9 protein-coding genes and 2 riboswitches are annotated in these 11,087 nt (G+C 57.7%); of the genes, 2 read left to right on the top strand and 7 right to left on the bottom strand.

Features of this window, described 5'->3' with window-relative positions; all coding sequences use genetic code 11:
• A partial coding sequence (locus HHL21_RS20340; RefSeq protein ID WP_169469319.1) for an IS3 family transposase occupies positions 1-95 on the top strand: 95 nt, incomplete at its 5' end.
• A gap of 70 nt (positions 96-165) precedes the next feature.
• Here the strand turns inward: HHL21_RS20340 and HHL21_RS20335 are convergent.
• Positions 166-1,932, bottom strand: a complete 1,767-nt coding sequence (locus HHL21_RS20335) for a S8 family serine peptidase (RefSeq protein ID WP_229496633.1) — start codon at positions 1,930-1,932, stop codon at positions 166-168.
• Between the two features lie 139 nt (positions 1,933-2,071).
• A riboswitch (cyclic di-GMP riboswitch) is annotated at positions 2,072-2,160 on the bottom strand.
• A 619-nt stretch (positions 2,161-2,779) separates the two neighbouring features.
• Positions 2,780-2,867, top strand: a riboswitch (cyclic di-GMP riboswitch).
• Positions 2,868-3,066: 199 nt separating this feature from the next.
• Here HHL21_RS20335 and HHL21_RS20330 point away from each other — a divergent pair.
• Positions 3,067-4,809, top strand: coding sequence for a S8 family serine peptidase (locus HHL21_RS20330; protein ID WP_169469317.1), 1,743 nt, complete (start codon positions 3,067-3,069; stop codon positions 4,807-4,809).
• Positions 4,810-5,145: 336 nt separating this feature from the next.
• On the opposite strand, the gene HHL21_RS20325 is transcribed toward HHL21_RS20330, so the two are convergent.
• The 6 genes from HHL21_RS20325 to HHL21_RS20305 form a co-directional block, all read right to left on the bottom strand.
• Positions 5,146-5,403 (bottom strand): hypothetical protein, encoded by a 258-nt coding sequence (locus HHL21_RS20325; protein WP_169469315.1) that lies wholly within the window; start codon positions 5,401-5,403, stop codon positions 5,146-5,148.
• A 290-nt stretch (positions 5,404-5,693) separates the two neighbouring features.
• Complete coding sequence (locus tag HHL21_RS21835; RefSeq protein ID WP_441295190.1) at positions 5,694-6,230, bottom strand: substrate binding domain-containing protein; 537 nt, start codon at positions 6,228-6,230, stop codon at positions 5,694-5,696.
• 29 nt (positions 6,231-6,259) lie between these two features.
• Positions 6,260-6,598 (bottom strand): LysR family transcriptional regulator, encoded by a 339-nt coding sequence (locus tag HHL21_RS21830; RefSeq protein WP_229496631.1) that lies wholly within the window; start codon positions 6,596-6,598, stop codon positions 6,260-6,262.
• Positions 6,599-6,788: 190 nt separating this feature from the next.
• On the bottom strand, positions 6,789-7,151 hold the full coding sequence (locus HHL21_RS20315) for a type 2 periplasmic-binding domain-containing protein (RefSeq protein WP_229496629.1): 363 nt from the start codon (positions 7,149-7,151) through the stop codon (positions 6,789-6,791).
• Between the two features lie 86 nt (positions 7,152-7,237).
• Complete coding sequence (locus HHL21_RS20310) at positions 7,238-10,075, bottom strand: bifunctional diguanylate cyclase/phosphodiesterase (protein ID WP_169469313.1); 2,838 nt, start codon at positions 10,073-10,075, stop codon at positions 7,238-7,240.
• The gene (locus tag HHL21_RS20305) at positions 10,072-10,725 is read right to left on the bottom strand and encodes a biliverdin-producing heme oxygenase (RefSeq protein WP_169469311.1); all 654 of its coding nucleotides are present in this window, start codon (positions 10,723-10,725) and stop codon (positions 10,072-10,074) included. Before HHL21_RS20305 ends, HHL21_RS20310 begins: the two co-directional genes overlap by 4 nt.
• Positions 10,726-11,087 lie beyond the last annotated feature (362 nt).

Raw genomic sequence — 11,087 nt, 5'->3', positions numbered from 1 at the left:
AGTACATTCGCTATTACAATTACGACCGCATCAAGATGAAACTAAAAGGGCTGAGTCCTGTGCAATACAGAACCCAGCCCTTGGCCGCTCATTAAACTAACCGTCCAACTTTACGGGGTCAGTTCAGAACGATCGGCGTTTTTACACGGAGAGCAGCTCTAGCTCTTAGTTCACGGTGACCTGCACCGCCTGGGTTTTGGTGTTGCCGGCCCCATCGCGCGCCACGGCCGAGATCGTGTGCAGCCCTTTCGGTCCCTTGCGGCTATTCCAGGTGTAGGACAGTGAGCTGTTGCCGGTTGCCTTGAGCGAACCGTCGATGTACAGGCTGGTGCTGGTGACTGCGACGTTGTCGCTGGCCGAGACCGTCACGCCGACATTTCCGGCGACCGTGGTGCCGGCTTTCGGATTACCGATGGTGACCACCGGAGCAGTGGTATCGGCAATCGTGTTGTTGGCGACTGTAACGCTCAGGGTCTTCGAGCCAACGTTGCCGGCTGCATCATAGGCCTTGACGACAAGCGAGGTGGCGCCGTCGGCACGCGTGGTTGAGTCCCAGCTGAAGCTGTACGGGGATGCCGTATCGCTGGCGACCAACGTGCTGCCGGCATACAGTTCGACACGGGTTACGCCGACATTGTCGGTCGCCGTCGCGCTGACGGTCGTGATGCCCTTGACGGTAGCCGACGGCACCGTGGCCGAGACGACCGGTACGCTGGTGTCGCTGGTTACCGCTGCCTTGGCGGCAGCGATAGCGCGGGTGGCATTGATGCGGCCGTAGCCGTAGTAGTCGTCGCGGCCGGCGGTGCCTTTGTCGTCCGCGGTCGAGGCCAGGATGCTGTCGACCTGGGAAGGCTGCAATGCGGGATTGGCGGACAACATTAGTGCGACCACGCCTGCAGTTAGCGGACTGGAGAACGACGTGCCGCTGTACGAGCCATAGGCGCCGCCGACGGCGGTGGTGCGGATGCTAACGCCAGGCGCGGCGACATCGACGATAGGGCCATAGGCCGACCAGCTGGCACGCACATCGGACGAGTCGGTGCCGGCAACAGTAATTATTGCCGATGTGTTTGCGTTGGCAGTGTAGGCTCCTGTGTTGCCGGCAGAAGCCACAACCACGCCGCCTTTGCTTCGCATATATTGCGCCGCGGTTTGCACCGCTGCGACGTGCGACACGATGTAGCTGATGTTTGCCACGCGGGCACCGTGATCGGCCGCCCAAGTCAGTGCATTTGCCACAGTGCTGTAGTAAGTGATGTTGCCAGCGCCATCGCTAATACGCATTGGCATGATTTTGGCGTTCCACGCAGCGCCGGTTGCGCCGACAGCGTTGTTACCAATTGCAGCGGCCACACCGGCGACCTTGGTACCGTGGCCGTTGACGTCGGCGGTGTTGCTGTTGTTGTCGAAGAAATTCCATCCCGGAACCATGTGGCCGGCCAAGTCCGGGTGCGACGCCTCGACGCCGCCGTCCAGGATGGCGATGGTGACACCGCTGCCGGTGGCAACATCCCAGGCCGCCGGGGCGCCGATCTTCGGCAGGTGCCAGGCGGTGCTGTAGTAGGTATCCGAGGGGGTCATTTGCATCGTCACTTCGCCGTCGAGTTCGACGAACTTGACGTGCGGGTTGCGTTCAAGCGCCTGCAGCAGGGCCTTTTCGCGCCCAGGCGGCATGTCGACGACATACACATTGATGCCGCCGAGCTTGCGCGCGGCGTGGGCGCCGTGGGTCTTGATGATCTTGTTGAATTCAGCGGCAGGCAATCCGGCGCGCGGCGAGACCAGGATGCGCCCAGCGGCAAATTTTTCAGGCTGTTCAGCATGTGCGCCGGCCGGGATCATGGCAGCGCTGGCGATTGCGATCGATGCAGCAAACGCCAGGCGGGCAGGTGCCGACGTGCGCGGCGACGAGGTGTTCAGATGGTTTTGCATGTGTAGTCCTGTTTTCGAAAATAAATGCTCCAACAGGACTGCTGGATAACGCTGTGGGTGCTGCACACTCGAGGGCGCTTAATCGCCGCGTGCGTCTCATCCATGGCTGACGCGGCCTTGCCGGGTCTGGCTTGCGTGGTCTGGCAGTCCTGCCGTCTTGGAGCCTTGGGCTCGTTAGACCGATGACTTTGCGTCCCCACGCTTTCGCGGGGTTTACCTTTAACAGATTGCGGATTGAATGCTACCGTGAAATATTCCCAGAAACAATTGAATTACGTAAACTCTGTTCAAATTTCCCCAATTAAATTGTAACAAATTGACCCCTGACAATAAGTTATCTAGAGGAAAAATTTGATTAAACGTTTACGATCATTTCCTAATTGAAAACGGAATTTTGTATTTGACTATGTTGGCTAAATTATTATTTATAGCTTCAAACTATTTGATGAGCGAGCGCGATATATCACCGCAAGAGTGGGTGGCGATGCAGAATGACGCCCGGTCCGAACTTGCCACTGGGCGTGCGAAGGCTTTCGATGCAATCCACACATCTCAATGCATTACCTGATGGATAACACTTTTCGTTATTCTGGTTGAAATTCAATTGCCGCTATGGCACGTCCTATAGGGTTGTTTCAAACGACGCGTGAATAGACTGCGCTTCTCTGTTTCGTATTGGAAACTACAGAATCGCTATCAAAATTATTATAATTATTTGGATTTGATAATAATTGAAGTAAAGGTTGCTATGAGTAAGTTGAACAGCGCGGTCAATATGTTGTGTGGTTACACGATTTTATTTTTAAGGTTATTGCCGCAGGTATTTAGCTGGGGTAAAGTAACAGCTCTCTGCAAAAGGCAAACTCCTCGAAAGAGGAGGACGCAAAGTCAACGGTCTAACGGGTCCTTTCCCCTATGACGGCAGGACTGCCAGGCATTACCAGGCGCAATCATTGCGCGGGCGGGACCGCATTCGGACGCGGCACGCACTGGGTTGTTTAGCAATCCTGTTCATTTTTTTTAGACAGGATTGTTATCATGGTCTTTACCTCCTCCTTTAGCTTCTCCTCGCTGCCCCTGCGTGCGACTGTTCTCGCGGTCGCTTGCGCCAGTGCATTCTCAGCAAACACTGCCATGGCGGCGTCGCCGTACGAAGCCGGCATCGGCGACCAGATTGTGCGCGGCCGCGTGCTGATCGAGGTGAAGCCGGGTTTGTCGGCCGCAGCGTTCGACAAACTGCTCAAGCCGCATGGCGGCAGGGCCAGGAAAGTTGGCCAGAGCAACCTGCATGTCATCGAACTGCCAAGCAACGCGTCGGAGGCATCAGTCCTGAAGCAACTCGAACGCCGTCCTGAATTCAAATATGCGGAACTCGACCGCCACGTCAAGAGCACGATGGCGGTGAATGATCCGTACATCGGCAGCCAATGGCACGTCAACAAGATCGGCGCTGCCACCGCCTGGGATTCGTCGCGCGGCGCCGGCGTGACCATCGCCATCCTCGATTCGGGAATCGAGTCGAGCCACCCCGACCTGAAGCCGAACCTGGTCGCGGGCCGCAACATCTATGGCAACAATACCGACATGTCCGACATCTGCGGCCATGGCACTGCCGTGGCAGGCGCCGCCGCCGGTGCGTCGAACAACGGGATTGGTGTCGCAGGCGTCGCTGGGGCTGCCAAGATCATGCCTCTGCGCATCGCATACTGGAACGCCGCCGAAAATTCCTGCTACGCGTCGTACAGCACGATCGCCGCCGGTATCACGTACGCTGCCGACAACGGCGCACGCGTCGCCAACGTCAGCTATGCCCGCCTGGCTGCAAGCTCGGCAATTTTGAGCGCCGCCCGTTATATGAAGAGCAAGGGTGGCCTGGTATTTGTTTCCGCTGGTAACGCAAACGTCGACGAGAAGATCGCGGCGGATCCGGCGCTGATCGTGGTATCGGCAACGACCAGCTCGGATGCGCGTTCGAGCTTCTCGAGCTACGGCGCGGTAGTGTCGCTCGCCGCGCCCGGCAGCGGCATCTGGACTACCGGCCTCAACGGTAGCTACAAGAGCACCAACGGCACCTCGTTCTCCAGCCCGATCGCCGCTGGTGTGGCGGCAATGATGATGTCGGCGCGGCCTGACCTGGCCCCTGACACGATCCAGTCGCTGCTATATTCGACCGCAGTCGACCTCGGCACCGCCGGACGCGACGTCTACTTCGGACATGGCCGCGTCAATGCAGCGGCAGCTGTTGCCGCCGCGAAAACCTACGGGGCATCGGTCGATATTACCAAGCCAACGGCATCGATCTCGGCGCCGCTGGGCAGCACGTCGGTCTCGGGCGCGGTAGCCGTGAACGCCAGCGCTGCGGACAACGTTGGCGTCGCGCGTGTCGAGCTGACGGTCAATGGCACCGTCGTCGCGGTCGACACCGCCGCACCGTACAGCTTCAGCTGGGATTCGACCGGGGTCGCGAACGGCATGGCCAACCTGGTCGCCGTTGCATACGATGCTGCGGGCAGCTCGGGCTCGTCGTCCACGGTCGCGGTGAACGTTGCCAACGCGGCCGTCGCGCCGGCTCCGGGGCCTGTCGACTCGACGGTCGACACGGTCAAGCCAACGGTCAAGATCATCAATCCGGTCGCCGGCAACGTTTCCGGCACCGTCGCGATCAGCGTCACTGCGACCGACAACTTCGCCGTCGCCAGCATTCGCCAGCAGATCCGGATCAACGGCGTCCTGCGCGCTTACGGCAAGGGCGGTACGCTGGCCTACAACTGGCAGGCGTCGCTGTTCACCGCTGGGCCGCACACGATCAAGGCGACCGCCATGGACAAGGCCGGTAACCTGTCGGAAACCACCGTCATCGTCAACGTGGTTAAGTAAGCCGTATAGCAATATCGCCGCATTGACGGCGTGCGGGCAGGGGCGCAAGCTTCCTGCCCGTTTTTTCGTCTGTCGCACGGGACTCTAAACGACAAAACCCGGGCCAGGTCATGGACCGGTCCCGGGTTTTTTTCTCGACTGTATTGGCAGCGAACGCGCCAGCAGTTGATTGCACCGGCAGCGCGGACGCTGCGGTCAGCCAGCCGTTGCGGGTGGCTGTGACTTACGCTGCCGACTTCGCGCCGGACTTGTACTCAAAACGGAAGAACATGACGATGCGTACGATCATCGCGACGGCGGCGATGGCGCCTGGCAGGAATCCGAGCATTTCCATGCTCAGCCCCGTGCCGCAATGCTGCGCAGCTCGGCTGCCAGCGAAGGGGAGGTATTTTCCCACTCGCGCGCCATGGCGAACAAATGGTTGCGGCTCTTCTGCAGGGCGCGCGGGGTCGTGGTGTCTGGCTGGACTTCTTGCGCCACATACTGGCGTTCTTGTGCCGCGAACAGGGCTGCGGCGAAGGCGCGCGCGGCGCGGGATACGTCAGCGAAATAGTCGCGCAGGCTGTCGCTGGCCTGGAAAGTTGCTGTAGTCATCTGGAAGTCCGATTTGCATGGGTTGTTGCAGTGCAGTATAAAAGAGTTGTAGCTATAAGGAAAATTTCGATTTCTTATATTGGCTATATGGCTGGTGAATATCATCCGCGTACAAGCATCGACGTCATCAGTAATGGTGATGAGCGGTATTTGATTGCCGCATGGAAAGTGTGCGCCATGCCGCGCCACTTGCCCTCAGTACGGATCGGGCGCGACCGCGCCCGACATCACGCCGACCGGGCGGTGGATCGGAAAGGGGGATCCGGCCTGCGCTGGCGGCGGATTTCGCACTAGCCCAGTCCATGCGCTTGCACTTTTACAATCATGAAATCGATGAAGGCGCTGATAGCACGCGGCAGGTATATGCGTCTCACATACACAAGGACAAGGTGAATGCAAAGGCCATCCCGCCCATACGCTGGCAGAACTTCTTGCAACCGTCCCGTGTGCAGGTGAGGCGCCGACATCATCGTCGGCACCAGCGCGACTCCCAAGTTCGCGAGCGAGGCATTGAGCATGACTTGCGCAATGTTGGCGCTAAATCGCCCCTCGACATTGACTACCACTGGCCCGGTCGGGCTGTCCAGTGACCACGACGAGCGCCCTGCCTGGCTCGGGGCCGTGATGCAATCGTGACTCTCCAGATCCTCAAGTGTGGTCGGCAAGCCGCGCGCAGCGAGATACGCTGGGCTTGCCACCAGTACGAAGCGGCTGGTCCCGATTTTTCGTGCGACCAAGTCCGGCTCAAGGATCTTGCCGCCGCGAAGTGCGAGGTCAATGCCGTCGCCCAACAGGTCTGCACGGGCGTCGCTTAGGACGAATTCGATGCGAATTTGTGGATGGGCCGCGAGAAAACTCAGCGATCCAGTCCATGAGAAACCAACTGAAAAAAATCGGCGGGCGCGGCAACGCGCAGCGTTCCCGTCGTCAATTCGCTACCATTGGCGAGTTCCTGCGATGCCTCGATTAACGATCCGATTGGCTCCGCGCATCGCTCATACAGGGTTCGGCCCGCATCCGTAGGCACCAGCTTGCGCGTCGAGCGCAGTATCACGGCGACGCCCATTCGGCGTTCCAATTCTTGTATGCGCCGACTCACGCTATTGGAGGGGATGCCCAATCGCCGAGCGGCTTCGGCGAAGCTGCCGGCGCGAATTACCTGAACAAACAGTGCCACGTCATTTAAATCCATCATCTTATTCGTCCATTTTTGGATCGGAGTAATGCGGATCTAGTAACCAGTGGCCCAATTGGGACTTACCTAGACTGTGTTCGTCATCCTCATGAGAAAGCGCCACCGGCTGCTGTCAGAAGGATGCCAACCTCGACAACAACAGCTGGGCGGTGGGAGGCGGCAAACTGCGCGCTCCCCCTCACCCCAGTCACTACTTATTGGAGCATATTATGACGGTGCAGGCCAACACGAACGAATTGACGATTGAGAACTGTGCGGTGGTTCTCATCGACCACCAGCCGATGGTTGCAGCCTGCGTGCAATCGATCGACCTCGGATTATTGCTCAACACCGCCATCCGGAGATTACCGTCGATCGGTATGCGAACCATGTCTTGCGGCACCATCTCGCTCAGGCGAATCCCGGCATCGAAGCCCTCGGCCACGATGTCGACCATGCGCCCCTCGGTCACGATCTCCACCTTCAAATCGGGGTAGCGGTTCAGGTATGCCAGTACTATGGGTGCAAACACCATGCGGACTGCGCCCAGCGACTGTGCCGATGTGCTGTTCAATGCGAGCCAACGTGGCGTCGGCGCGCGCCAACTTTGTTTCAGCTCGCCGTGCGGTTACGTCTCACTGTCGGGCACGTCATTCTTTGTCAAACCAGGCTGCTATGCGGTGCGGGGCCATCCAAAAGCAGTGTGGCATTGGCAGCACTGACCGGTTTGGAAAACAGATACCCCTGCGCTGCATTGCAACCCGCATCCTTCAATTCCTGCCACTGCAATTCCGTCTCCACGCCTTCTGCCAACACCTTCAATTCAATCGTTTGAATCAGGCCGACAATGGCCCGAAAAAATTGCGAGGCTTTTTTGTCATTGCCCAAGGGGGTGACGAAGCTGCGATCAATTTTAATGATGTCGACCGGCAGTGCGCGCAAATAAGACAGCGACGAATAACCGGTGCCGAAATCGTCCAACGATATCGCAATGCCCAGATCCCGCACCCGCTCAAGCTCCTGGATTGCGACTGTATCCATCAATGTCCCTTCCGTGATCTCGATGCAAATCGCTTCTGGTGGCAGGTCTTCACTTTGAAGAACCTTGCTCACGCGCGAAGCAAAGTCACCGAGCGAAAGTTGGAGGGCGGCAACGTTAATGGAAACTACGATCTGGTGGCCCATGCGTCGCCAGCAAGCAGCTTGTCGCACTGCCTCGCCCAGAACCCAGTCACCGATTTGGATGATGAGACCTGTTTGCTCCGCTCGTGGAATGAACTCGACCGGGGAAATCCAGCCTCGTCTGGAATGCTCCCACCGGATCAGCGCTTCAAACCCATAGATTTTTTTGGTCGAAACCTCGACCAGGGCTTGATACACGAGACGAAATTCTTTCTTTGTCAATGCGAGAAAAAGATCCTGTTCGACTTCGAGCTTGTCGAGCGCAATTTTGTGATGCGTTTCGTCAAAGAACACGGCGGTGCTGCCACCTTGTCGCTTCGACGCATACATGGCCGCATCGGCTTCCCTTAGAATGTCCTTACCGCTGCCGTTGCTTGTCACCGCAATCCCGATGCTGGTGCTGGCACGATAAGGTTCGCCATTGAGCACGAAGGCCTCATCAAACATTGCCAGGATATTTTTTGCAATGTCTTCGGCATTGGCGACCGCGTCGCTATCGCCAAAGACGACGAATTCATCGCCTCCCAATCGTGCATAAATGTACTGCGGAGGAATTGATTGGCCAATGCGTTGAGCCACTTGCATCAGCAGTTCGTCGCCCGCAGCGTGTCCGAGCGAATCATTGACGTTCTTAAATCGGTTCAGATCGAACAGGATCAACATCGCTGCAGTATTGGCCTTGCCGGCTTGCCATAGGGCGATCCGGCCATCCAGTGCGCGTCGGTTGGCCAATCCAGTGAGCGGATCGACAATGCTGAGCCTGGCCAGATGGGCTTCGGCATTATGCAAAAGCCCCGAGGAAATCAAGCGCCGCAGGTCAAGCGCGGCGCCCTGGTCGGTAACGGCCCATGGCAGCGAGTGTCCCCTCACAACTTCCCGCCAGGCGCGAAACGATTTGCGGGGGGAGACCCGGCCCGTATCAAGGCTGATATCGATGCTTTTGTTGGGGTCGCCGGCCCATTCGACTGTGCGGGCAAGCTCACCGCGAAACCAGATGATGGCGTCCCCCGGATTGTTGGCAAGAGGGAGAAACAGCAATCCACTGGCCACGTCACTCAATTCGCGGAATTCGGGATGAAGCTCTCCGAGTGCTTCGATCGTTATGGGCTCATCGCTAAATTCCGAGTGCAGTTTTTTTATTAGGCAAGCCACTTTTGCGGCATCCTCGGGAACGCGGCCCAGCATATGTTGTTGCCCACCAAGCCGAATCAATGCACCATCGGCATGTACAAGCTGCATCAGATCATCGGCACTGTCGCGCAGAGCTTGCATAACGGTGGGGGCGCTATCGAGGGAATTCCCGATGCGTTGGAGCAGTTTTTGTTGCTCGATGTTCTTCTTGAGCTTCTCGCCTTCGGCAACCTGCACGATCAACAAAGAGAGCAGCTGCCCGATCACATCGCACAGGCTGCGGACAGCGGTCGACGGTTTGCGTGGCTCCAGATGGTGGCATACCACCATTCCCCAAAGCTGGCCGTCACGAATGAGCGAAATGCCCAAGGTCGCGCCGACTCCCATATTGTGCATGTATTCAATATGGGCCGGCGAAACGCTGCGTAAGCCGCATAAGGTCATATCGAGCGTTGACTCCCCTTTGAAATCTGGAGCGACCAGGATTGGAACTGGCCGATAGCTCATATCGACGATCGTGCGTACGCGCTGGAGAAGGTAAAGGCGTCTTGCCTGCGGCGGGATGTCGGAAGCGGGATAATAAAGATTAAAATACGAGGGCTGGTCGGCGCGCATATCCTCCGCGATGACTTGACCGTGGCCAGCTTCGGTGAAACGGTAGATCATGACCCGGTCGTACCCGGTGAGCGAGCGGATTTCGTTGACCGCGCCGTTACAAAGTTGTTCGAGCGAGGAAGCACGCCGCAAGCCTTGAATGATGACATGCGCGCGATATAGTGAAGTCTCCTGCTCAGGCGCGAGCGAGGCATCTTCAATTTCCACGACCAGTACATCGTCTATGCGATGTGCCAGTACATTGCGCCTTGGCTGCTTGGGAAACGGTATGTTGACAACCAGCGCGTTGGCAGGTGCGTAGCTCTCGCTGTCGAGGGCCGCAAGTATAGCCGTGCATGCATCTTGTCCAAGAACGCTGGAGAGCGATGTGCCCAAAATTCCACGGGCAGACAGCCCCGTGGACTCTTCAAAGTTTCCGCTGAGATGCGTGATGCACAGGTCCTGCATGCATGCTGCGAGCAAAATGCCATGTGGCTGGATTGAACCTGGTGTGTGAATCGGCTCGCGCTCGCAGGATGCAAAAGCGTCTTGGCCGGCCACTGCCAACGTTGGCTGATCAACGGCGTTCATGAGCTGAATCGGTTGTTGTTTTCATTAAACCAATTTCCAATCGCGTCGAATGTGCGTTTTGCTCCGACAATCACGTCTGCGGACGCCTCGGGATACTGTTGCCCGTAGACGTCCAGAGCGTCTCGAAATTCATTCCAGAGCGGTCCGGTTTGCTCGCCCCTGCCCGCAAAAAAACCGCCCGGTATGTCGACCGGGATACGCAGTTGTGCCTGTAGCGCTGACATGATGATTTGCCCCCCCAAGGTCGATCCTTCCAGGACATACAGTGCGCCGAGAGCAAAAGCGAACTGAGGCAGAGCGGGTAAGGCTTGGGCTGGCGCTTCCCGCCACGAATCAGGATCCACATTCAATAGCCGAAGATCCTGTTGCAGGTACGGCACCCGGGCACGCTTTTGCATCGACAGGCCCAGATATGAGCATTCCGTGAACGTGGCGATGTGCCGCTCAATTGGACTGAAGATGCCATAAAAGTCGAGGAGGCAACTGCTGTAGTCTGAGAGGTGCCGAACAGCGCCAGGAAGGCCGCACGCCGCCTCCACGGATTTGTGTTCAAGCCGAGTTTCTTCACGCAAACGCACTGATAGCCGCGCATGCGTCCTGGTGGCTGTCGCATCTGGAGCGCGGACTTGAAGCGAGAGTGGTGATTGCATTGTGGTCTTTCCGTTTTGCAACAGTGAAGAGCCGTCGCTAACCAAGTCGCATTGGGGAAGACCAAACGATTAGCGGATTTCAAGCAAGGGCTTGGAAGGGGAGGGCAAAGCCTCGGTTTTGTTTGCCGGAGTTCTAACGCTTACAGTCGTGCACTAACTTTGCAGCTAACAAGGTGCAAGGGTTCATTACACCACAGATCATGGGCGTCCAAGTTTTTAATATTCATCGTCCTCGCCGCATTTGTGATTTCTCGCTTTGCAGACGTTTGGACGATTCGGACGGGACTTCCGGCCAGAACCATCGTCGCCTTGCCTACCGGAGATGGACCGGAGCCAAGGACTACGAATCCCAGAAACGACAA

Source organism: Massilia polaris (genome assembly GCF_012927275.1).
In the GTDB taxonomy this organism is placed as follows: domain Bacteria; phylum Pseudomonadota; class Gammaproteobacteria; order Burkholderiales; family Burkholderiaceae_D; genus Telluria_A; species Telluria_A polaris.
This window is presented reverse-complemented; position numbering and strand designations above follow the sequence as displayed.

Bases quoted from the DNA above. Each gene is read 5' to 3' on its own strand.
- HHL21_RS20335 (WP_229496633.1), bottom strand. From the start codon at position 1,932: ATGCAAAACCATCTGAACACCTCGTCGCCGCGCACGTCGGCACCTGCC.
- HHL21_RS21830 (WP_229496631.1), bottom strand. From the start codon at position 6,598: ATGATGGATTTAAATGACGTGGCACTGTTTGTTCAGGTAATTCGCGCC.
- HHL21_RS20305 (WP_169469311.1), bottom strand. From the start codon at position 10,725: ATGCAATCACCACTCTCGCTTCAAGTCCGCGCTCCAGATGCGACAGCC.
- HHL21_RS20310 (WP_169469313.1), bottom strand. From the start codon at position 10,075: ATGAACGCCGTTGATCAGCCAACGTTGGCAGTGGCCGGCCAAGACGCT.
- HHL21_RS20325 (WP_169469315.1), bottom strand. From the start codon at position 5,403: ATGACTACAGCAACTTTCCAGGCCAGCGACAGCCTGCGCGACTATTTC.
- HHL21_RS20330 (WP_169469317.1), top strand. From the start codon at position 3,067: ATGGCGGCGTCGCCGTACGAAGCCGGCATCGGCGACCAGATTGTGCGC.